Origin of the sequence: Streptomyces pyxinae (assembly GCF_024756275.1) — a bacterium.
Classification (GTDB): Bacteria; Actinomycetota; Actinomycetes; order Streptomycetales; family Streptomycetaceae; genus Streptomyces; species Streptomyces pyxinae.
This window is the reverse complement of sequence record NZ_JANUGQ010000031.1, coordinates 37,402-58,754: the sequence shown is the minus strand read 5'-3', so window position 1 is coordinate 58,754 and position 21,353 is coordinate 37,402. Positions and strand designations below refer to the sequence as shown.

Annotated in this window: 19 protein-coding genes, 1 other RNA gene and 1 pseudogene; 15 read left to right on the top strand and 6 right to left on the bottom strand. The window is 73.4% G+C overall.

The genetic code is table 11. From position 1 onward, the window contains the following. Positions 1-93: 93 nt before the first annotated feature. Positions 94-288: a hypothetical protein gene (locus tag NX801_RS26710; RefSeq protein WP_258790498.1), complete on the bottom strand. Its 195-nt coding sequence runs from the start codon at positions 286-288 to the stop codon at positions 94-96. A 520-nt stretch (positions 289-808) separates the two neighbouring features. Between NX801_RS26710 and ftsE the strand changes: the two genes are divergently transcribed. The 6 genes from ftsE (at position 809) to NX801_RS26680 (ending at position 6,625) form a co-directional block, all read left to right on the top strand. Further along, positions 809-1,498, top strand: coding sequence for a cell division ATP-binding protein FtsE (ftsE, locus tag NX801_RS26705; protein WP_258790496.1), 690 nt, complete (start codon positions 809-811; stop codon positions 1,496-1,498). Positions 1,499-1,594: 96 nt separating this feature from the next. After that, entirely contained in the window at positions 1,595-2,512 is a 918-nt protein-coding gene (gene ftsX, locus NX801_RS26700; protein WP_258790494.1) for a permease-like cell division protein FtsX, read from the top strand. A gap of 181 nt (positions 2,513-2,693) precedes the next feature. Beyond that, a complete protein-coding gene (locus NX801_RS26695; protein ID WP_258790492.1) occupies positions 2,694-3,956 on the top strand; it encodes a S41 family peptidase in 1,263 nt (420 codons plus the stop codon). Between the two features lie 268 nt (positions 3,957-4,224). Then, positions 4,225-4,602, top strand: a complete 378-nt coding sequence (locus NX801_RS26690; protein WP_258790490.1) for a PASTA domain-containing protein — start codon at positions 4,225-4,227, stop codon at positions 4,600-4,602. Positions 4,603-4,784: 182 nt separating this feature from the next. Next, complete coding sequence (locus tag NX801_RS26685) at positions 4,785-5,849, top strand: hypothetical protein (protein ID WP_258790489.1); 1,065 nt, start codon at positions 4,785-4,787, stop codon at positions 5,847-5,849. Continuing rightward, positions 5,825-6,625 carry a colicin immunity domain-containing protein gene (locus NX801_RS26680; protein WP_258790488.1) on the top strand — a complete coding sequence of 267 codons (801 nt, stop codon included), beginning with the start codon at positions 5,825-5,827 and terminating at the stop codon, positions 6,623-6,625. Before NX801_RS26685 ends, NX801_RS26680 begins: the two co-directional genes overlap by 25 nt. Before the next feature lie 91 nt (positions 6,626-6,716). Here the strand turns inward: NX801_RS26680 and NX801_RS26675 are convergent, their stop codons facing one another. Further along, positions 6,717-8,117, bottom strand: a complete 1,401-nt coding sequence (locus NX801_RS26675) for an MFS transporter (RefSeq protein ID WP_258790487.1) — start codon at positions 8,115-8,117, stop codon at positions 6,717-6,719. 162 nt (positions 8,118-8,279) lie between these two features. On the opposite strand from NX801_RS26675, the gene smpB reads away from it, so the two are divergent. The 3 genes from smpB to NX801_RS26660 all read left to right on the top strand — a co-directional run bounded on the left by smpB (position 8,280) and on the right by NX801_RS26660 (position 9,930). Continuing rightward, positions 8,280-8,759, top strand: coding sequence for an SsrA-binding protein SmpB (smpB, locus tag NX801_RS26670; RefSeq protein WP_258790486.1), 480 nt, complete (start codon positions 8,280-8,282; stop codon positions 8,757-8,759). 184 nt (positions 8,760-8,943) lie between these two features. Further along, positions 8,944-9,313, top strand: a transfer-messenger RNA (tmRNA) gene (gene ssrA / locus NX801_RS26665). A gap of 272 nt (positions 9,314-9,585) precedes the next feature. Then, positions 9,586-9,930 carry a hypothetical protein gene (locus NX801_RS26660; RefSeq protein ID WP_258790485.1) on the top strand — a complete coding sequence of 115 codons (345 nt, stop codon included), beginning with the start codon at positions 9,586-9,588 and terminating at the stop codon, positions 9,928-9,930. Here the strand turns inward: NX801_RS26660 and NX801_RS26655 are convergent. From NX801_RS26655 to NX801_RS26640, 4 genes and pseudogenes are all read right to left on the bottom strand, one after another. Next, on the bottom strand, positions 9,927-10,742 hold the full coding sequence (locus tag NX801_RS26655; RefSeq protein ID WP_258790484.1) for an alpha/beta hydrolase: 816 nt from the start codon (positions 10,740-10,742) through the stop codon (positions 9,927-9,929). The two genes, NX801_RS26660 and NX801_RS26655, sit on opposite strands and share 4 nt — an antisense overlap. A 9-nt stretch (positions 10,743-10,751) precedes the next feature. Further along, a pseudogene (locus NX801_RS26650) lies at positions 10,752-11,872 on the bottom strand (MFS transporter). Between the two features lie 450 nt (positions 11,873-12,322). After that, positions 12,323-12,739, bottom strand: coding sequence for a PIN domain-containing protein (locus NX801_RS26645; protein ID WP_258790483.1), 417 nt, complete (start codon positions 12,737-12,739; stop codon positions 12,323-12,325). Between the two features lies 1 nt (position 12,740). Beyond that, entirely contained in the window at positions 12,741-12,959 is a 219-nt protein-coding gene (locus tag NX801_RS26640; RefSeq protein ID WP_258790482.1) for a type II toxin-antitoxin system VapB family antitoxin, read from the bottom strand. Between the two features lie 84 nt (positions 12,960-13,043). On the opposite strand from NX801_RS26640, the gene NX801_RS26635 reads away from it, so the two are divergent. From NX801_RS26635 to NX801_RS26610, 6 genes are all read left to right on the top strand, one after another. Further along, positions 13,044-13,625, top strand: coding sequence for a GNAT family N-acetyltransferase (locus NX801_RS26635; protein ID WP_258790481.1), 582 nt, complete (start codon positions 13,044-13,046; stop codon positions 13,623-13,625). A 164-nt stretch (positions 13,626-13,789) separates the two neighbouring features. Then, a complete protein-coding gene (locus NX801_RS26630) occupies positions 13,790-14,386 on the top strand; it encodes a sigma-70 family RNA polymerase sigma factor (RefSeq protein ID WP_258790480.1) in 597 nt (198 codons plus the stop codon). Next, positions 14,383-15,192, top strand: a complete 810-nt coding sequence (locus NX801_RS26625) for an anti-sigma factor family protein (RefSeq protein WP_258790479.1) — start codon at positions 14,383-14,385, stop codon at positions 15,190-15,192. Before NX801_RS26630 ends, NX801_RS26625 begins: the two co-directional genes overlap by 4 nt. A 239-nt stretch (positions 15,193-15,431) precedes the next feature. Then, on the top strand, positions 15,432-17,762 hold the full coding sequence (locus NX801_RS26620) for a HelD family protein (protein WP_258790478.1): 2,331 nt from the start codon (positions 15,432-15,434) through the stop codon (positions 17,760-17,762). 1,102 nt (positions 17,763-18,864) lie between these two features. Then, positions 18,865-20,292: an NAD-dependent malic enzyme gene (locus NX801_RS26615; protein WP_258790477.1), complete on the top strand. Its 1,428-nt coding sequence runs from the start codon at positions 18,865-18,867 to the stop codon at positions 20,290-20,292. Positions 20,293-20,693: 401 nt separating this feature from the next. Beyond that, positions 20,694-20,975 carry an HU family DNA-binding protein gene (locus tag NX801_RS26610; protein ID WP_017237029.1) on the top strand — a complete coding sequence of 94 codons (282 nt, stop codon included), beginning with the start codon at positions 20,694-20,696 and terminating at the stop codon, positions 20,973-20,975. Positions 20,976-21,353 lie beyond the last annotated feature (378 nt).

Below are 21,353 nucleotides of genomic sequence, written 5' to 3'. Positions count from 1 at the left end.
TCCGCGCACACGGAGGGGCCCGGACACCGTACGACCGGTGTCCGGGCCCCTCCTCCGTTCAGGTCCGCCGGGTCCTTGCCCAGGGCGGGCGGTCTATACCGTCTGGTGCGCCGCCAGCAGGGCCACCGCGGCCACCAGGACCGCGACCAGCGCCAGCAGCACGGCCGGATTCAGCCCGGCGAACGGGCCCTCCTGCTCCAGCCGCTCCCGGTTGGCCCGGCAGACGGGGCAGCGACCCTCGCTGACGGGCGCCGCGCAGTTGGCGCACACCAGTCGGTCCCAGGTCATGCGCTCTCCTCCTCCCGCGCGGCGGAGCCGCATACCCCGCGGACACGGCTTGTGCTCACGTTCTCTCCGCACAACGCTTCGGGGAACGGTCGCGTTCCCCTCTTCCACTGTGCCAGGTCGCTCGATTTTAGGCGCGTCCCGCCCGATTCTCCCCGGTCTCACCCGGCCCGCGACCGGGGTACGACGGGCGCACGGCGGCACGTCCTGCCCGGGCCCCGCCGCCCGCCGGCCCCGCCGATGGCCCGGCCGTCGCCCCTCGGAGCCGTACAAGCGCGAAAAGACCCCCGCGCGCCCGGCTCGCGACCCACCGGGCACAAGGGCGGGGGAACCTCCGGACATACGGGCGGGGGAGCCCGCGGGCACCTGGGCGGGCGGCCGGGTGCGGTCCCGGGGGCCGGCCGGGCATACGGGCGGGGCGAACCGCCGGACAAAGGGGGCCAAGGCGGGACGGGGACTGCGCCGGGCATCCCCGGTCGCGTATGGTCACGCTCACCTACTCCCTGCCGACCGTGGTGCACCCGTGATCCGATTCGACAACGTCTCCAAGTCCTATCCGAAGCAGAACCACCCCGCGCTCAGGGACGTCTCCCTGGAGATCGAGAAGGGTGAGTTCGTCTTCCTGGTGGGGTCCTCCGGCTCCGGGAAGTCCACCTTCCTGCGGCTGCTTCTGCGCGAGGAGCGCGCCAGCCACGGCGCGGTGCACGTCCTCGGCAAGGATCTCGCCCGGCTGTCCAACTGGAAGGTGCCGCACATGCGCCGCCAGCTCGGCACCGTCTTCCAGGACTTCCGCCTCCTCCCCAACAAGACCGTCGCGGAGAACGTGGCCTTCGCCCAGGAGGTCATCGGCAAGCCGCGCGGCGAGATCCGCAAGGCCGTGCCGCAGGTGCTGGACCTGGTCGGGCTCGGCGGCAAGGAGGACCGCAGACCCGGCGAGTTGTCCGGTGGTGAGCAGCAGCGGGTGGCGATCGCCCGGGCGTTCGTCAACCGGCCGATGCTGCTGATCGCCGACGAGCCGACCGGCAACCTGGACCCGCAGACCTCGGTCGGCATCATGAAGCTGCTGGACCGGATCAACCGGACCGGCACCACCGTGGTGATGGCGACCCACGACCAGAACATCGTGGACCAGATGCGCAAGCGCGTCATCGAGCTGGAGAAGGGCCGGCTCGTGCGCGACCAGGCGCGCGGCGTCTACGGCTACCAGCACTGAGACCGAGCGCCCGGAACCGTCCGGCACCGCCCAGGAGCGGCGGGCGGCGGCGGCAGCAGTAGTAGAGCAGCAGCAAGAAAGGCTGAAACGCACGCGATGCGCGCCCAGTTCGTACTGTCGGAGATCGGTGTGGGTCTCCGTCGCAATCTCACGATGACCTTCGCCGTCATCGTCTCCGTGGCTCTCTCGCTCGCTCTCTTCGGCGGCGCGCTGCTCATGCGCGAGCAGGTCAGCGTGATGAAGGACTACTGGTACGACAAGGTCAATGTCACCATCTACCTGTGCAACAAGAACGACGCCGCGGCGGGCGGCAGTTGCACCAAGGGCGCGGTGACCGCCCAGCAGAAGAAGGAGATCGAGGCGGATCTCAAGAAGCTGGACATCGTCGAGACCGTCCACTACGAGACCGCCGACGAGGCCTACAAGCACTACCGCGACCAGTACGGCGACACCGCGCTCGCCAGCATCATCACCCCGGACCAGATGCAGGAGTCGTTCCGGGTGAAGCTCAAGGACCCGGAGAAATACCAGGTGGTGGCCACCGCGTTCTCCGGGCGGGCGGGCGTCTACTCGGTGGTGGACCAGCGGGGCATCCTGGAGAACCTCTTCAACATGATGCGCGGCATGAACGTCGCCGCGCTGTTCGTCATGGGGCTGATGCTGGTGATCGCCCTGATGCTGATCGTCAACACGGTGCGGGTCTCGGCGTTCAGCCGACGGCGTGAGACCGGCATCATGCGGCTGGTCGGCGCCTCCAGTTTCTACATCCAGATGCCGTTCATCATGGAGGCGGCCGTCGCCGGGCTGCTCGGCGGTGTGGCGGCGTGCGGGATGCTGCTGCTCGGCCGGTACTTCCTGATCGACGCCGGGCTGAACCTGGCGCAGAGCATGCCGCTGGTCAACTTCATCGGCTGGGACGCGGTGATCACGGTGCTGCCGCTGGTGGTGGTGATCGGCCTGCTGATGCCCTCGCTCGCCGCCGCGCTGGCCCTGCGCAAGTACCTGAAGGTCTGAGGTCCCGCACCTCAAGGTCTGACGTCGTCCCGCTGTCCTGACGTCCCGGTCCCGTACCGTCCGGCATCGTCCGCCACCGTCCGGCTCGCCGGGCGCAAGGGGCTGACGGTGTGACAAGCGTCCCTGGCGCCGTATGGGCAACCGCCGTACGGCGCCTTTCGCTTGTCCTACAGTGGGCGCCATGTCCGACTCCGCCTTCTGTACCCGGCCCCGCCCCGCCGCCCGGTGGAGCGGGGCGGTCCTGGCACTGGCCTGCGCGAGCGTGCTGGCCGGCGCCGTCGTCGCCGGCGCCCTGCCGACCGGTGCCGGGACGCCGGCGCACGCGGCCCGCCCGCTCCCCGCGAGCGGTACGGACGCCCGCGCCACCCGGGGGCAGGTGGACCGCGAGGAGCTGGCCCGGGTGGCGGCCGCCGCCGCGGCCGGCGGCAAGTCCGGGGCGCAGGCCGCCGGGAAGGTGGTCGGCCGGAGCGGCGACCGCTGGAGCGCGGTGTACGACGAGGCCGGTTACGCGCGGTTCGAGGAGGCGCTCGACGGGGCGTACACCGGCGTCGGCATCTCGGCCCGCCGGGACCGCTCGGGCCGCGTCGAGGTGGCTCGCCTCCATCCCGGCGGTCCGGCCGAGCGGGCGGGGCTCCGGCCCGGCGATCGGATCCGCGCCGTGGACGGCCGGCCGGTCCAGGGGCTGCCCGTCGCCGAGGTGGTCGCCCGGCTCCGGGGCGACGCGCGGGACGCGGCCCCGGGCACCCCGGTGACGCTGGGCGTCCAGCGGGACGGGCGCGGCTGGACCACCACCCTGCGCCGCGCCCGCCTGGTCACCGACCCGGTCACCGTGCAGCGGCTGGACGACGGGGCGGTGCGGATCACGGTGGCCGAGTTCACCCGGGGCGCCGGTCAGCGGGTGCGGGACGCGGTACGGACCGCCCCGGCCGGCGCCGGGGTGCTGCTGGACCTGCGGGGCAACGGCGGCGGCCTGGTCACCGAGGCGGTCGCGGCGGCCTCCGCCTTCCTGGACGGCGGCCTGGTCGCCACGTACGACGTGCACGGCGAGGAGCAGGCCCTGTACGCCCAGCCGGGCGGCGACACCGGCCGGCCCCTGGTGGCCCTGGTGGACGGCGGCACCATGAGCGCGGCCGAACTGCTGGCCGGCGCCCTCCAGGACCGGGGCCGCGCGGTCACCGTCGGCGGCCGCACCTTCGGCAAGGGTTCCGTCCAGCTGCCCAGCCGCCTCCCCGACGGCTCCGTCGCGGAACTGACGGTCGGCCACTACCGCACCCCGGCGGGCCGGGGCGTCGACGGCGAGGGCCTCACCCCCGACGTGGCCGCCACCCCGACCGCCTCCGGCCCCGCCGCCGACCCCGACGCGCCCCCGACCGCCGCCGACCCCGTCGAGACCCGCGCCCGCGCCGTCCTGAGCGGCCTCGGCGGCCCGGACCCCGAGCCGTAGGCCGCGCGGGTCCGGCCGCCGGGCTCGGGCCGGCCCGGGTCGACGGGTCCCGGGGCCCTCGGGCGGGCCGGTTGCCGGCGGTGCGGTCACGGGCCGTGCCGGGCGGCCTACGGCGGGATGCGATCCTGTACGCCGTCGCACAACTCCCGGGGGAAACACGCACCGCACCGCACGCGCGGCTTCGCTCGCCGTCGTCATCACGGCCGCCGCCGTCACTCTCACCGCCTGCGAGGGCGGGGGCGGGGGCACGGCGGCGCCGGTCGTCACCGTGACCGCCACCCCGCCGCCCGCCTCCCCGGGGGCCGACGAGGTCAGCAAGCTCCACGGGGGCGCTCTCCAGCAGGGCACCGGGGCCCGGGCGTCGACGAAGGCGACCGCCGCCGGGACGGCCGGTGGCTCCGGCCTGGGCTCCGGCTCCGGACCCGCCGCCCTGCCGGACTTCTCCGGCATGGATCTCCAGGAGGCGCAGGACACCGCCCAGTCCGTCGGCTTCTACGTCCTGGACGACCAGGACGCGTCCGGCCAGGGGCGGCTTCAGATCATGGACCGCAACTGGACCGTCTGCTCCCAGGACCCGGCTCCCGGCACCTACGCCACCGACACCGCCGTCACCCTGTATGCCGTCAAGGACACCGAGACCTGCTGAACTGGCGTTCGGCGGGAGGTGATCGGCGCCACGTCCGGGGTCCTTCGCGGACCGGGGCGGGGACCGCGAGCGTTGTCACGGCGCTGTGCGATCATGCGGGCGCGGTCCGGAAAAGAGGCCGCGGTGGACGGCGAGACGGGGAGATCGGTGTGGGTGGGGCCGGGGATCGAGGCGGTTCGTCCGTGTCCGACGAGGAGTGGGAGCGGTTTCTGCGCGAGTCGGTGACGGGTGTCGCGGACGCGCCCAGGGAGCCGTCGGCGCGAGCCCGTGGCGTGGCCGCCCGGTTGCGGGAGCAGCCCGCTGCTCCGGCGGGGTGGCGGACCTACGCGCCCGCCCGGCCGAGACGGCGGACGGGCTGGTACGTGGCCGGCCTGCTGGTGACGGTGGTGCTGCTGGTCATGGCGCTCGTCCCGGAGCGGGTCGTCGCACTGTTCGGCGGCGAGCGTCCCGGCGCTCAGCCGATGGCCGCCGAGACCGGGCGCCCGGAGCGGGCACCCGCGGCGGAGCCGGCCGCGCGGCCCACCCTCGACGAACCGTTCCGGGGATCCCCGGCGGCGCGCTGGGCGAGCGGTGCGGCGGGGATCACGGTGCCGGCGGCCGGGGCGACCGGGTGGATGAGCACGGCCCAGGTGGCACGCGCCCTCGACCAGAGCCGGGCCTTCCTCGTCGCGTCCGGCCTGGATCCCGCGGTACTGCGGGGCGAGCGCCCCGAGAAGGCGATCGCGCTGATCAACCCGCACCAGGAGGACGTCCGGGCGTACCTTCGGACCGCGTTCCGGGCACCCGGGGAAGCGAACGACCCCCTGCTGCTGTTCAGCCGCTTCCGGACCTCGCAGGCCCGCCTGGTCGGAGACGTGATCAAGACACGCGGCCGGCTCACCTACCAGGAAGGCGAGCGCGGTGCGCTCCAGGTGACCGCCGATGTCACCTTCGTCTACCCGGTCACGCCCGCCGCACCGGGCAGCGACGAGGTCGTGCGCACGATCGTCCGCCGCGAGGTGGTGATGAGCTGGGACGACCCTGACAAGGTGATCACCGAGCCGGGAACGTTCTCGCTCGTCTCGTACAAACTCGACATGACCAATGGCGGCTGCGGCCCCCGGACCGGCTACTTCACCCCGGCGTTCGGGACGGACCGGCCGACCGGCGCGACCGGTGCCGAGGTCGACCCGTACGACCGCAGCGCACCGATCGACCAGCGCACTCGGACCGAGGAGGACGAGTGCGGGACCGCCTCCCGGTCCTGAGAGTGCTGACGGCCGACTTCGGCGGGTGCTGGGGCGGCGGTGGGCCCGGGGGCGTCGTGGTGCCGGTGCCCGCCCATGACCGGCTGGACCCGGGCGTGGTGCGCCGGGTGACCGGCGGCTGCCGGGACCTGGGGGTGGCCGGGGTCCGGGTGAGCGGGGCGGTGGGGGAGCCGTCGGCGGTCGTGCCCGTGGAGGCGGTCGGGGACAGGGTGCTGGGACTCGCGCCGCCGGTGCTGCTGGTCGCGGTGGGGGAGGCGGGAGCGCTGCTGTTCCGCTCGCCCGGATACGCGCTGCTGGCCGGGACGACGGCGTTTCTGCGGGGCGCCGTGCCGGAGGGCGTGGACGTGGCCCGGGCCCGGTTCGGGCGGTATACGCGGGCGGTGGCGCACCGGTGGCCGGAGGCCGGCGAGGTGGCGCGTGCCCTGCCGCCGCGCCACCACGCCTGGTCACGTGCCGAGGAGGTGCCCGCCGGCACGTGGGCGGGCCACCGGCTGGAACTGCTGCGCGGCTTCGCCGCCGGTGAGGTCACGGCCGCGGAGTTCGCCCGCGGCTGGCCGGCCCTCCGGAGGCGGGCCCTGGAGGAGGGGGAGCGGCTGCGGGAGCCGTTGTCGCTGCTCTTCGACGAGGTGTTCGCGCTGCTGGAGGGGTACGCCCCCGATCCGGCGTTCCGGGAGCCCGGCGACCTGTCGGACGCGGAACTGCGGGAGGCTGTACGGGGCTTGGTGATCGGCGGCCCGGAGGCGGGGCGGGGGTGGCCGCGCGTACCGGTGCCGTGATGGCCCGGCTGCTCGGGCGCTCGGGTCCGGGGAGGCGGGTGACCGTCCCCCGCCCCGGATCGGGACCGGGCCGCGGCGAGGCACACGGGGGTCACCCGGCGGCAAGGGCCTTCGGGCGGGAGGTGCGGGCGACCAGCAGCAGGAGGAGGCCGCAGGCGGCGACGAGGTACCAGCCGGGGCGGGAGGCGTGGGCGAGGGCCTCCGGGGCGGTGCCCGCGACCAGGGCGCCGGCGATGGCGGTGCCGAGGGCGGCGCCGACCTGGCGGGCGGTGGAGGTGATCGCCCCGGCCACCCCGGCGCGGGCGGGCGGCAGGCCGCTGACGGCCGTGTTGGTGAGCGGGGCGTTGGCGAAGCCGAAACCGATGCCGATCAGCCCGTGGGCGAGCAGCAGCAGTGGCACGCCCGTGTCCGTGTCGAGCCCGACCAGGCAGAGGCCACCCGCCGTGAGGAAGCCGCCGGCCAGCAGGAGTGGCGGCCGGGGGCCGGTCCGGCCCACCATCAGCCCGGAGAGCGGCGCGCAGACGGTCGCCCCCACCGCCATGGGCAGCGTGGTCAGTCCGGTGGCCAGCGGTGTCCAGTCCCGGGCGTGCTGGAGATACAGGGTGTTCAGCAGCAGCGTCACATTCAGCGCGACGAAGACGGCCACCGCGCCGAGGGCCGCGCCGCTGAAGGCCGGGCTCCGGAAGAGGTCCGGGTCGATCAGCGGCTCGGGACGGCGGGACTCGACCCGTACGAGGACGAGCGCCGTCGCGGCGGCCAGCGCGTACCCGGCCAGTGCCGGGAGCGAGGTCCAGCCGATGCGCGGCCCCTCGATGAGCACGCCGACCACCAGCCCGACGACCAGTGCCAGCAGGACCTGCCCCGGTAGGTCGAGCCGCCGCACCCGCCGCGCCCGGGACTCCGGTACGAAGACCGCGCTGAGCGCGAGGGCGAGCAGCACCACCGGCACATTGACCCAGAACACCGACCGCCAGCCGAACGCGTCGATCAGCGCGCCGCCCGCGACCGGCCCGGCGGCCATGCTGAGCCCGAAGACGGAGGCCCAGACGCCGATCGCCCGGGCGCGTTCCCTCGGGTCCGGCATCGCGTTCACCACGATCGCGAGCGCCACCGGGCTGAGCATCGAGGCGCCGATCCCCTGGGCGGCGCGGGCCGCGACGAGCGCGCCCACCGACGGGGCGAGCGCGCAGAGGACCGAGGCCACGCCGAAGACGACCAGCCCGGACCGGAACACCCGCCGCCGTCCCAGCCGGTCCGCCAGCGCGCCGGAGGTGATCAGCAGGGCGGCCAGGACGAGGGTGTACGCGTCCACGGTCCATTCGAGCGCCCGCGTCCCGGCGCCCAGGCCGCGCCCGATGGCGGGCAGCCCCACATTGACGACGGTGGTGTCCAGGCCCACCAGGAACATGCTCAGGACGCAGACGGCCAGCACCGTCCAGCGTCCGCGCGCGCTCAGCGGGGGCTGAGCGGGAAGAGTCGTCGTGGCGACCACGGCCCACCTCACAGGTCCGCGCGCCCGGAGCGTCCGGGAGCGACTGTCCGGTCATGCTGGGGCCGGAAGGCCGTGGAGGTGCGGTTTCTTTGCCGAGGTGGCAACCCCGGGCGGGTATTGGCTGGCCCCGCAGGGGGTCCGTAGTGCGAAAATGGCCGGACTATGGCAAAGGAAAAAGGGCGCAAGCTCATCGCGCAGAACAAGAAGGCGCACCACGACTACCTGGTCCTGGACACCTACGAGTGCGGGCTCGTGCTGACCGGGACCGAGGTGAAGTCGCTGCGCCAGGGGCGGGCCTCGCTGGTGGACGGGTTCGTGCAGATCGACGACCACGAGGCGTGGCTGCACAACGTGCACGTCCCGGAGTACAGCCAGGGCACCTGGACCAACCACAGCGCCCGCCGCAAGCGGAAGCTGCTGCTGCACCGGGTGGAGATCGACAAGCTGGAGAGCAAGTCCCAGGAGACCGGCCACACCATCGTGCCGCTGGCGCTGTACTTCAAGGACGGCCGGGCCAAGGTCGAGGTCGCGCTCGCCAAGGGCAAGAAGGAGTACGACAAGCGGCAGACGCTGCGGGAGAAGCAGGACCGCCGCGAGGCGGAGCGGGTGATCTCGGCGGTCCGCCGCCGCGAGCGCGGCTGACCGCCGCCCCTCCGGGCGCCCGGCCCCGGCGCCGGGGTGACCCGCGTCACCCGGTCGGGGAAATAAGCTGGCGACCTCGTGCGTTGGTCACGTACGATGGCATCCGCTCCGCACGCCGGAGCGAGCCCCTCGGGGCACGACCCTCCTCGGAGGGTTCCTCTCCGGAGGGTTGAAAAATCAACAGGGGGATGATCGGTTTCGACAGCGGCTGTCGAAGCAGGGGAAGCGTGTCGAGGAAGCGGCAATGATCTCGTAAACCACGCGCCGAAACCAATAATCGCCAACACCAAGCGCGATTCCTTCGCCCTCGCTGCCTAAGTAGCGACTTGCGAAGTGTCAGCCCGGGCTTGATCCCGTCCCGGATCCTGGCATCAGCTAGGGGTCTAAACCTCTGAACCCGGTCACGGGGTGCAGAGGGAAATCAAACAGTGACTGAGCCCGTCGGAGACTTGTCCGCGTGATCTCCGGGGCTGAGAAAAGCGAAGCGGACTGCACACGGAGAAGCCCTGGTTCCGCACCGTTGGACGCGGGTTCGATTCCCGCCATCTCCACCGGCGCAGTCCCGCTCTTCCGCAAGGACGAGCGGCTCCGCGTAGATCACCCCTGAGGAACGGCGCCTTCGGCCACGAAGGCGCCGTTCTCGCGTTCCGGGGCCCTCGCGGCCGAGCGCCCGGGACGGCCCGATCCTCGGGAGCCGGAGCGGGGCGCCGACGAGCGCTGCCCGCCGGCCTCTTCCGCCAGGTCCACCACCGCGCAGTCGCGCAGTTCCCGTGCGAGCTGGGCGGCGACGACCCTCGCGCGAGCGGGTGGTGAGGAACCGAATGGCATGGGCTCGTACTTCAACACGCAGACGATACTGCTGCGTAACGCCGTGAGCTTCACGGAGGCGGGGAAGCCGGGAATCGCCGTGCAGGTCTTCGAGAACGCCATGCGTACCGACGGGCTCTCCTTCCGGGACGGCGGACTGTTCAACGCTCGTCGTGCGACCGCTTTGGCGCTCAGCGGTGAACCGGATGAAGCGGCCCGAGTCGGCACCGTGTCCGTGAAGGTGGCGTCATCCGTGAAGTCGGGACGGACGCTGCGGGTGCTCCAGGAGACCTCCTGCGCTCTTGAGCGATGGAACGGGCGTCCCGCGGTACGCGAATTCCGTGAAGCGCTTCGTGCCGGCTAGTCGGTCAGCCACTCGGTGACGGTGCGGATGACGAAGCTCTGGTAGTGGCGGCTCGTCGGGGTGAGGTACTGCGGGTCGTCGTGGGCGGCGAAGCCGTGCTGGGCGCCGTCCACGGGGACGAGGCGGCAGGGAGCGGTGAAGCGGGCGGTGGCGGTGCGGGAGGACTCGAACAGGACGAGGGTGTCGGCGGTGCCGTGGACGATGAGGGTCGGGGCCCGCACCGCGCTCAGGGACTCGTGGGGGCGCAGCCAGAAGACCTCGTTCAGCAGGGGACGCCCGTGGCGCAGGGTGGGGGTGAACCGGAGGGCGCCCTGCTCGGTGAGTTCGCGGGCGGCATCCTCGCTGATGGTGTCGTCGGTCCAGTAGGGACGGCTGTCGATGGTGCGCCACTTGTAGTCGAGCTGGGGATTGAACAGGACCAGCCGAGTCAGGTCCTGAGGGCGTTCGGCGGCGTAGTGGGCACAGATGCCGCCGCCGAAGCTGGCGCCGAGCAGGGTGAGTTCGGCCGCGCCGGTGGTCTCGCGGGTGTGGGCGAGGGCGACCCGGACGTCGTTGAGGATGGTGGCGAGGGTCAGTTCCTCCTGGCGGCCCTCGCTCTCGCCGTGGCCGCGCAGGTCGAAGCGGAGGGCGGCGATGCCGGACTCCGCCAAGCCGTCCGCGAGCCGGGTGAAGAAGCCGCCCTCCTCGCGGGTGACGCCGCCGCCGTGGACCAGGACGACGGCCTGGGAGGGCCGGGTGGGCGGGAGGGTCAGCGTGGCGGCGAGGTGGAGGCCGTCCAGGGTGCGGATGGTCGCGGGGGTGTGGGTGGCCATGGGGTGAGCTTAGGGCCGTGCGGGAGCGTGGAGCCGGGGCTTCTCGGCCGCCGGCCGGGTGCTGAGGATGGCCAGGGTCAGGGCGAGGGCGGCGGCGGTCGGGGGGACCAGGTACGGGAGGCCGGAGGCGGGGGCGGTGTGGTCGGCCAGCCAGCCGGTGGTGGCGGTGCCGGCGGCGATACCCGCCAGGAGGGCGGTCACGGCCAGGGTCATCGCCTCGTTGAGGCGGGTGGGCGGTGTCCGGTGCTGGAGCAGGGACATGCCGGTCACCATCGTGGGCGCCGTCGCCGCGCCCGCCAGGAGCAGCGCGGGCGCCAGGGCGGCGAGCGAGCCGGTGGTGACGGCGGCCAGCAGCGGGAGGGTCAGCAGGGCGGTCATGGCGGCCAGACAGGTGGCGAGGCGGGCGGTCCGGGCGGAGCGGCCGTAGAGGAGGCCGGCCAGACAGGAGCCGGCGGCCTGGAGGGCGAGGACCACGCCCCCGGCCGGCCCGCGGCCAGGGACAGGGTGGCCACCTCCAGGGCGCCGAAGACCGCGCCGGTCGCCAGGAAGACGGCCAGCAGGGACGGCACGCCGGGCGAGCGGAGCGGCGAGGCGGCCGGGGCGCGGCCCGGCGGCGCGACGGGCGGCTCGGTCGGGCGCTGGGCGGCGAACAGCAGCACCCCGGTGAGCAGCAGCACCGCGCCGGTCAGGGTGCCCGCCTCGGGGAAGAGGACGGCGCAGAGGAACGCGGCCAGCACCGGGCCGGCCATGAAGCAGAACTCGTCCACGGCCTGCTCGAAGGCGTTGGCGGTGTGCCGGGCGGCCGGGTCGTCGCGGTACAGATGGGCCCAGCGGGCGCGGGCCATGCCGCCGGTGTTGGGCGTGGTGGCGGTCGCGGCATAGGCGGCGAACAGGGTCCAGGCGGGTGCCCCGAGCCGTACGCAGAGCAGCAGGGCGAGCGAGCCGAGCACGGCGACGGCGGTGGCGGGCACGGCGACCCGGGCCTGGCCGTGCCGGTCGACCAGCCGCGCGGTGAACGGGGCGACCAGGGCGGTGGCGGCGAGCCCGGTGGCGGTGACCGCGCCGGCCAGGGCGTAGGAGCCGTACCGCTCGGCGATCATCAGCACCGCGCTGACGCTGAACATGCCCATCGGCAGCCGGGCGACGAGCGCCCCGGCGGTGAACGCCCGGGTGCCGGGAAGGCCGAAGAGGCGGGTGTAGGGGCGGAGGAGGGGCGCGCGTGAGGAGGCGAGGGGCACGGGGGCCAGCCTTCCGGCGGCCAGGCCCCCTGGTCCAACTCATTTCGGCGCTGATGGGCGCCGCCGGGCCATGAGTTGGGCGGGAGGAGGAGGGGAGGCCGGGCGGGTGGGGAACTGTCCCGGACCGTGGTCGCCGCGGGCATGCGTCGCGATGACTGAGGAGGTGTCACTTCGGCCGCGCCGCCATCCGGCGCCTCATTGACGCGAGCCGGCCGACGGCCTTGGGCTCAGACGGGCGAGGACGGCCGTCCGGTCCGCCGGACGTGGGCCGGGCACGTACCGGGTACGGGTGGGTGGCGGCCGGGACCGCGTTTCAGCGGGAGCCGCCCGTACCCGACGATCTCAGCGGGGAACCAGGTGGACGTTGTGTTCGGCGACGCCGGACAGCAGCCCGGCGGCGACGGGGAAATCCTTGTCGTCGTGGAGGATCACCAGTCCGTGATGGGCGGCGGTGGCGCACAGCATCCAGTCGACGACCGACAGACTCTGATGTCTGCCCCGCTGGGCAAGCCGGTACTGGGCGGTCTCGATCCACTGCCAGGCGTTCTTCGGCACGGGAACGGCCGGATAGAGGTCACCGAACATGTCGGTCATGGCCTCGTACTCGTCGAGGTCGCGGGCCGAGCGGCGGAACTCTGTGCGCTGCGGACGACAGGACCCGATATTGCCCTCGTCGGTCTCGTGGCCCCAGGCTTCGGACAGCCGCTGGTCCCGTTGGATGCGCCAGACCGCCGTGGAGTCGATCACGTAGCGCAGCACGTCAGTCGGTCCCCTTCTCGGCCGTGTGCCGGTCCCAGAAGTCCTTCTCGTTCCACGTCTGCGCGGCGCGGAAATGCCGCATGCGGGCCTCGGTGCGCCGCCGCCGCTCCGCGTATTCGCGGAGGGCCAGGTTCACCGTCTCCTTCTTGGTGCGGGCCCCCGAGAGCCTCATCGCTTCGGCGAGAGCCTCGTCATCGATGTCGATCTGAGTGGCGGACACGCACTGCCTCCTCGATTGGTGCCGAGGTGGGCATTGTATGTGCCATCTGTATGGTGCATACAAGGCGATGGGTACCGTACGCCCATGACGATCATCATCAGGGCGGGTGAGCCCGGGGACGCGGTCGCGCTGGCGGGGGCGTTCCGGCGGAACCGGGAGCATCTGCGGCCGTACGAGCCGGAGCGGGGCGCGGAGTTCTACACCCCGGAGGGGCAGGCGGAGCGGCTGCGGGAGGCCGGGGCGCCGCAGTGGTTCGCGGTCGAGGAGACGTGCGGGGGGACGGGCGGAGGGATGGGCGGGGAGACGGACGGGAGGCCGGGCGGGGAGCCGGGGCGGATCGTGGCGGGGGCGCGGCTCTCCGGGATCGTGCGGGGGCCGTTCCGCAGTGCCTCGCTCGGCTACTGGACGGACGCGGAGTACACCGGGCGGGGGCTCGCCACGGCGCTGGTGACGGAGGTGTGCCGGGCGGCCCGGGAGACCCTGGGGCTGCACCGGATCCAGGCGGGCACGCTGCTGGACAACCTCGCCTCCCAGCGGGTTCTGGCCAGGTGTGGTTTTGAGCGGATCGGTCTCGCGCCGCGCTATCTGCACATCGCGGGGGAGTGGCGTGATCATTATCTCCACCAGCGCATCCTGCATGACGATCCGCCACCGGCCGGATACTGAACAGCGGGCAGCGAAAAGGCATGTGGTGAACCGAATCCGGCCATCTCCGGCGAGCGGCGGGAGTTGGCCGGGAAATTTCTGACGCGCGTTGAGTCGAACCCGGGGCCCTTCCGTAGTGATGGGGGACAACGAGTCAGATCAAGGTCTCGACCGGGAGGTTCCAGGTGCGCAAGGATGCCGCCGTGGCCGATGACCGTCGGGGGACGCATCGGGCCCGGCATCGCGCTGTGCCACCACCACGCACCAGTACCGACGTCCCGGACGAGGAACTGATGCGGGCGCTCTACCGCGAGCACGCCGGACCGCTGCTCGCCTACGTCTGCCGCCTCGTCGCCGGCGATCGCCAGCGCGCCGAGGACGTCGTACAGGAGACGCTCATCCGTGCCTGGAAGAACGCCGGTCAGCTCAACCGGGCCACCGGCTCCGTCCGACCCTGGCTGGTGACGGTCGCCCGCCGCATCGTCATCGACGGCCACCGAAGCCGGCAGGCCCGGCCGCAGGAGGTCGAACCGTCACCGCTGGAGGTCATGCCCGCGGAGGACGAGATAGACAAGGCGTTGTGGCTGATGACGCTCTCGGACGCGCTCGACGATCTGACCCCGGCCCACCGGGAAGTCCTTGTCGAGACCTACTTCAAGGGGCGTACGGTCAACGAGGCTGCCGAGACCCTCGGCATACCCAGCGGGACGGTCCGGTCCCGGGTGTTCTACGCGCTGCGTTCCATGAAGCTCGCTCTGGAGGAGAGGGGGATCTCGGCATGACGTCGCCTGCCGCACACGGGAACGAGTCGGTGCACGACACCGTCGGGGCCTATGTGCTCGGCATTCTCGACAATGCCGAAGCCACCGCCTTCGAGGCACACCTGGCGGGCTGTGACATCTGCGCGGAGCACCTGGAGGAGTTCTCCGGGATGGAACCGATGCTCGCCCTGCTCGCGGAGTCCCCGGGACCGGCGCCCCGGCCACTCTCCGTGCCGCCGCCCCCGCCCCCGCCGCCGGCCCTCGCGGCCGTGCCGGGGCCGCGGTTGCTGGACCGGCTGGTGGACGAGGTCGCGGTGAAGCGGGCCCGGCGGCGCCGGCGCACCCGCTGTCTGGTCGCGGCCGCCGCCGCGCTGATCATCGGCGGCCCGGCCGTCGCCGTGGTGGTCTCCCGGGGCGACGACACCCGTACCCACCAGGCCACCGCCGACCCGCACCCCACCAGCCCGGCCGAGGACGCCTTCTTCCACCACATGCCGGAGAAGGCCGAGGCCACCGACGCGGGGACCGGGGTGACCGCGACGGTGGGCATGGAGAAGAAGGCCTGGGGCACCCACACCGTCCTGGAGCTGAAGAACGTCAAGGGTCCGCTGAAGTGCAATCTGATCGCCGTCTCCAAGAGCGGCGAGGAGGAGGTCGTCACCTCCTGGTCGGTGCCGAAGTGGGGGTACGGCATCCCGGACAGCCCGCGGCCGGCCGCCCGCTCCCCGCTGTATGTGCACGGCGGCTCGGCCATGAACCGCGCCGACATCGACCACTTCGAGGTCCGGACCTTCGACGGCAAGCGGCTGGTGGAGGTCGGGGTCTGACGGCCGGGCCGCCCCGGGCGGTGCGGGGGCCGGGGCCTTGATGGCCGGGCGGACGCCGGCCGGCGCGCGGCCCGGGTCCGGCCGCCGGGGGTGATCGCGCCCGTCCCGTTCACGGGCCGGGCGCTTCGGTGTGCGCGCCGGCTCGTATGACCTGGTGTTCGAGGGCGGTGCGCCTGACACACCGGGGCCCCGTGGCGTACGCTCGACGGCTGCCCAGTGCACGTCAGAAGGGGGCCTCGGTGGCCGCGCAGGAAGCCGACAGTGTGGTCGAGGGGGCCGAATCGGTCCGGGACCGCGAGATCGGTGTCGAACAGCACCATCTCGATCAGGTGTACCGCCGCCTGGAGGAGAAGATCCACGAGGCGGAGTTCCTGATGCACGACGCCGCCCAGCGCGGCCAGGTCGGCACCCCGGGGGCGCTGGCCGAGCGGGACGCCCAGGTGTTCCGGGCCGGCATCCACCTCAACCGGCTCAACAACGAGTACGAGGACTTCCTCTTCGGCCGCGTCGACCTGCTGTACGGCAAGGACGGCAAGCGCGGCCCGGACGGCGCGTACACCTCGGTCGAGCCCGCCGACGACGCCGTACGGACCGAGGACGGCCGGCAGCGCGCCGAGATCGGGGAGACCCTGCACATCGGCCGCATCGGGGTGCTGGACACCGACTACGCCCCGCTGGTCATCGACTGGCGGGCGCCCGCCGCCGCGCCGTTCTACCGGGCCACCCCGGTCGATCCCGGCCGGGTGGTGCGGCGCCGGGTGATCCGCTCCAAGGGCCGCCGGGTGCTGGGCGTCGAGGACGACCTGATGCGCCCCGAGCTGACCGCCACCCTGGACGGCACCGAGCTGGCGGTGATCGGGGACGGCGCGCTGATGGCGGCGCTCGGCCGGTCGCGCGGCCACACCATGCGGGACATCGTCTCGTCCATCCAGGCCGAGCAGGACCAGGTCATCCGGGCGCCCGCCGCCTCGGTGACGTACGTGGAGGGCGGCCCGGGCACCGGCAAGACCGCCGTGGCGCTGCACCGGGCGGCGTATCTCCTCTACCAGGACCGGCGCCGGTACGCGGGCGGCATCCTGATCGTCTCGCCCACCCCGCTGCTGGTCGCCTACACCGAGGGCGTGCTGCCCTCGCTGGGCGAGGAGGGGCAGGTCGCCATCCGCGCGGTCGGCCATCTGGTCGACGGGGCGGAGGCCACCGCGTACGACGAACCGGCCGTGGCACGTGTCAAGGGCTCCTCCCGGATGCTCAAGGTGCTGCGGAAGGCGGCCCGGGGCGCCCTGGAACTGCCCGTCGGCGGTACGGCCCCGGAACGGCTCCGGGTGGTGGCCTTCGGGCGCCGGCTGGAGCTGGAGGCCGAGGAGCTGCGCCGGATCCGGCACACCGTGCTGAGCGGCACCGCCCCGGTGAACCTGCTCCGGCCGCGCGCCCGCCGGCTGCTGCTGGACGCGCTGTACGCCAAGTCCGGCGCGGCCGGCCGGCACAGCGACCCGGAGCTCGCCGCCGAGCTGCGGGCCTCCTTCGACGACGACGTGACCTCCGAGGACGCCTTCACCGCCTTCCTGGACGCCTGGTGGCCCGAGCTCACCCCGCGCGGGGTGCTCGCCGCGATGGCCGACGAGAAGCGGCTCGGCCGGTGGGCCCGCCGGGTGCTCAACCCCGGCGAGGTCCGGCGGGTGGCCCGGGCGCTGCGCCGGACGGAGCTGTCGGTGCACGACGTGGCCCTGCTGGACGAGCTGGCCACCCTGCTCGGCACCCCGGCCAGACCCCGCAGGAAGCGGGAGCTGGACCCGCTGGACCAGCTCACCGGCCTGGAGGAGCTGATGCCGGTACGGGAGGAGAGCCAGCGGGAGCGGGCCGAGCGGCTGGCCCAGGAGCGGACCGAGTACGCCCATGTCATCGTCGACGAGGCCCAGGACCTGACGCCCATGCAGTGGCGGATGGTCGGCCGGCGGGGCCGCCACGCCACCTGGACGGTGGTCGGGGACCCGGCCCAGTCCTCCTGGTCGGTGCCGGACGAGGCGGCCGAGGCGCGGGACGAGGCGCTGGGCTCCCGGCCGCGCCGCCGCTTCGAGCTGACCGTCAACTACCGCAACCCGGCCGAGATCGCGGAGCTGGCCTCCCGGGTGCTGGCCCTCGCCATGCCGGGGTCGGTGGCCCCCCGGGCGGTGCGCTCGACGGGCCTGGAGCCCCGGTTCGTGGCGGCCGGCGCCGGGGAGGCGGCGGGCGGCGGTGACCTCGCCGGGACGGTACGGGCGGAGGCCCGCCGGCTGCTGGACCAGGTGGACGGCACGGTCGGCGTGGTGGTCGCCATGGACCGGCGCGCCGAGGCGGCCGGCTGGGTGACGGAGCTGGGCGACCGGGTGGTGGCGCTGGGCAGCCTGGAGGCGAAGGGCCTGGAGTACGACGCCACCCTGGTGGTCTCGCCCGCCGAGATCGCGGACGAGTCCCCGGCGGGCCTGCGGGTGCTGTACGTGGCGCTCACCCGCGCCACCCGGCAGCTCACCGTGGTCTCCGGACCGCGCGACGAGCCGGACGCGCTCGGCGTACCGGACCTGCTGCGCGACTGACCCGGCGACCGCGCCCCGAGCCGGCCGCGCGGCTGACCCGGCGGCGCCCCGGCTCGGCTACGGCGGCTGCGCCCTGAGCCGCCGCGTCCGTGTGCGGCCGTGCCGGCTGCGCCCTGGGTCGGCTGTACCCAGGGCCGCCGCGCCCGTGTGCCGGCTGTGCCCGGGGCCGGCTGTGGCCTGTGCCCGGCCGCGCGGCTGAGCCGGCCGCGTCCCTGGGCCGGCTGTGCCCGGCCGCGCGGCTGAGCCGGCGGCTGCGCCCTGAGCCGGCCGTGCGGCTGAGTCGGCCGGGCCCAGGCTCGGCTGCGCGCGGCTGAGCCGGCTGCGCGGCTGACCCGGCGGCCGCGTCCCTGGGCCGGCCGCGTGACCGACCCGGGGGCGGGTGGCCCCGGCACGGGGCTTGTTCCCGTCAGGACCGTTCCCGTCGCGGCGGCCGGTTGCCGCGGGACGCGGGGGTGTTCCGCCCGCGGTGGCCGGCTCTCCCTCCGGCCCCCATCGGGCCGGGCCGTCCGGCCCGGCCCGATGGGGGCCGGAGGGCCCGGATGCCCGGGGGCGGGGATCCGGGTCCGGGCGCGCCCTCGCTTTCGGGCGTCACTTTGTTAGCCTGGGTGATGGCACCGGCTCGATCCAAGCCCCCGGGCCCAACCTTCGTCGCTACGAGCGACCACTTGCCGCGAGGCGAGCATGGCGGGTCGGTGCCACCCATTCGTACCCGACAGGTCCGTCTCCTTCCCTCCGAGGGCAGGGGCACGGGCCTGTCGGCGTTCCCGGCCCGGTAATCCCCCGGAAAATCCACGGAAGATCCCCGGAAAATGCCGGGAAGTCCGGTGAAGTCCCCGAAGTCTCCGGAAGGATGCGGGATCCCCGGAAGTCCGTGGACATCTCCGGAAAAGTCCGGTGAATCGTCGCGAAACCCCAGGTGATGAGTGTCTCCGGTCGGCACCCTAGAGCGTCCGTCTCTCGCAAGGTGGAAAAAGGTTTCCGATAAATCAATGACCGTATTACCTGCTACTCGCAAGTAGGTGCGACCATCGGAGGGCTCCTCCCCGGCCGTCCGCCGGAGCGGGGCGGCAACGAAGCTCAGGGAAAGCAGAGGAACTCGGCCATGGCAACGGCGCCCAGCGTCTCGTACTCGATGACGGTCCGGCTGGAGGTGCCCGCGAGCGGAACCGCGGTCTCCCAGCTCACCACGGCCGTGGAGTCCTCCGGCGGCTCCGTCACCGGCCTCGATGTGACCGCGTCCGGCCACGAGAAGCTGCGGATCGACGTGACCATCGCGGCCACGTCCACCGCGCACGCCGACGAGATCGTGGGCAAGCTGCGCGGCATCGAGGGCGTGGTGCTCGGCAAGGTCTCCGACCGGACGTTCCTGATGCACCTCGGCGGCAAGATCGAGATGGCCTCCAAGCATCCCATCCGCAACCGTGACGATCTCTCCATGGTGTACACCCCCGGTGTCGCCCGGGTCTGCACCGCGATCGCGGAGAACCCCGAGGACGCCCGCCGGCTGACCATCAAGCGCAACTCCGTCGCCGTGGTCACCGACGGCTCGGCGGTGCTCGGCCTCGGCAACATCGGCCCCAAGGCGGCGCTCCCGGTCATGGAGGGCAAGGCGGCGCTGTTCAAGCGGTTCGCCGGCATCGACGCCTGGCCGATCTGCCTGGACACCCAGGACACCGACGCCATCGTGGAGATCGTCCGGGCCATCGCCCCCGGCTTCGCGGGCATCAACCTGGAGGACATCTCCGCGCCCCGCTGCTTCGAGATCGAGGCGCGGCTGCGCGAGGCGCTGGACATCCCGGTCTTCCACGACGACCAGCACGGCACCGCCATCGTGGTGCTCGCCGCGCTGACCAACGCGCTGCGGGTGGTCAACAAGGCCACCGGCGACGTCCGGGTGGTCATGTCCGGCGCCGGCGCGGCCGGTACGGCCATCCTGAAGCTGCTGCTGGCGGCGGGCGTCAAGCACGCGGTGGTGGCGGACATCCACGGTGTGGTGCACGCCGGCCGGGACGACCTGGGCGAGCCCGATTCGGCGCTCCGCTGGATCGCGGACAACACCAACCCGGACGGCGTCACCGGCACCCTCAAGGAGGCCGTGGCCGGCGCCGACGTCTTCATCGGCGTCTCCGCCCCGGATGTGCTCGACGGCGACGACGTGGCGGCCATGGCGGACGACGCGATCGTGTTCGCACTCGCGAACCCGGACCCCGAGGTGGACCCGGCGACCGCCCGCCGGACGGCGGCCGTGGTGGCCACCGGCCGCTCGGACTTCCCCAACCAGATCAACAATGTGCTGGTCTTCCCGGGTGTCTTCCGGGGCCTGCTGGACGCCCAGTCGCGGACCGTCAACACCGAGATGATGCTGGCCGCCGCGGCGGCGCTGGCGGACGTGGTCACCGACGACGAGCTGAACCCGAACTACATCATCCCCTCGGTCTTCAACGACAAGGTGGCCGGCGCCGTCGCGGGCGCCGTCCGGGACGCCGCGAAGGCAGCGGGCGTCACCGTCTCCGCCCCTACGACCATCTGACAGCAGGGTCGGCCCGCCGATTGGCGGATGGTCCGGTGGTCACACTCGGTTCCGGTCTGATCATCATGCTGATGGCGTAACCGGCCGGGTGGGCGGACCGCGCCGGGGCGCGCGGGCGACGCGGAAAGTGACGCCCCGCGCACGGTCCGGGCCCGGCGTTCCGGGCCCGGCTGCGGTGCGTCCTCCGGGTGTCGACCGACCGTCACCGCACCCGTCTCGTGGCGCTTTTCGTGTGACCCCGGCGGGTGCCGGATTGGCTTTACCGCCGCTGGTGGGGGCAGGATGCCTATTCGGGCGCGAGGGTCTGACAGCAGACCCGGGTCCGGGACCTGTCCGAGGGCCCTGGCAGCATCGGCTTCGATCTCACGCCTCACAGGCAAGAAGAACACGGGAGTAACAACATGAACCGCAGTGAGCTGGTGGCCGCCCTGGCCGACCGTGCCGAGGTGACCCGCAAGGACGCCGACGCCGTGCTGGCCGCGCTCGCCGAGACCGTCGGCGAGGTCGTCGCCAAGGGCGACGAGAAGGTCACCATCCCCGGCTTCCTGACCTTCGAGCGCACCCACCGTGCCGCTCGCACCGCGCGCAACCCGCAGACCGGCGACCCCATCAACATTCCGGCGGGTTACAGCGTGAAGGTCTCCGCGGGTTCGAAGCTCAAGGAAGCCGCGAAGGGCAAGTAAGCCCCAGGGCACACGAACCGCCGGAGGGCCGAGGGCCCCGAGCGGCGGTCGGCCCCAGGCGCGTCAAGGGCGGCCACCCGGTGTTTGCCGGGTGGCCGCCCTTCGTCCGTCCCGGCTCGTCTTCGCCGGTCCCGCCGGCGCGCGGGGTGCCGGCCCCGCCCCGCCGATGGTTCGGGGACGCCATGGGCCCGGTACGGCGTCACCCGAGGTCGTACGGGGTCGTACGGGTCGGTCAGGGCCGTACGGGGCCGTGCGGAGGCGGTTTCCGGGGCCCGCCGGGCCGTACGGCGCCACAGGGGCCGTACGGGGAGATTCGGCGGGCCCGCCACGGGGCCGGGGCCGCAGACGGGGACGTACGGCCGTCCCCGTCTGCCCGGT

Bases quoted from the DNA above. Each gene is read 5' to 3' on its own strand.
- NX801_RS26710 (WP_258790498.1), bottom strand. From the start codon at position 288: ATGACCTGGGACCGACTGGTGTGCGCCAACTGCGCGGCGCCCGTCAGC.
- ftsX (WP_258790494.1), top strand. From the start codon at position 1,595: ATGCGCGCCCAGTTCGTACTGTCGGAGATCGGTGTGGGTCTCCGTCGC.
- NX801_RS26695 (WP_258790492.1), top strand. From the start codon at position 2,694: ATGTCCGACTCCGCCTTCTGTACCCGGCCCCGCCCCGCCGCCCGGTGG.
- smpB (WP_258790486.1), top strand. From the start codon at position 8,280: ATGGCAAAGGAAAAAGGGCGCAAGCTCATCGCGCAGAACAAGAAGGCG.
- NX801_RS26660 (WP_258790485.1), top strand. From the start codon at position 9,586: ATGGGCTCGTACTTCAACACGCAGACGATACTGCTGCGTAACGCCGTG.
- NX801_RS26655 (WP_258790484.1), bottom strand. From the start codon at position 10,742: ATGGCCACCCACACCCCCGCGACCATCCGCACCCTGGACGGCCTCCAC.
- NX801_RS26635 (WP_258790481.1), top strand. From the start codon at position 13,044: ATGACGATCATCATCAGGGCGGGTGAGCCCGGGGACGCGGTCGCGCTG.
- NX801_RS26625 (WP_258790479.1), top strand. From the start codon at position 14,383: ATGACGTCGCCTGCCGCACACGGGAACGAGTCGGTGCACGACACCGTC.
- NX801_RS26615 (WP_258790477.1), top strand. From the start codon at position 18,865: ATGGCAACGGCGCCCAGCGTCTCGTACTCGATGACGGTCCGGCTGGAG.
- NX801_RS26610 (WP_017237029.1), top strand. From the start codon at position 20,694: ATGAACCGCAGTGAGCTGGTGGCCGCCCTGGCCGACCGTGCCGAGGTG.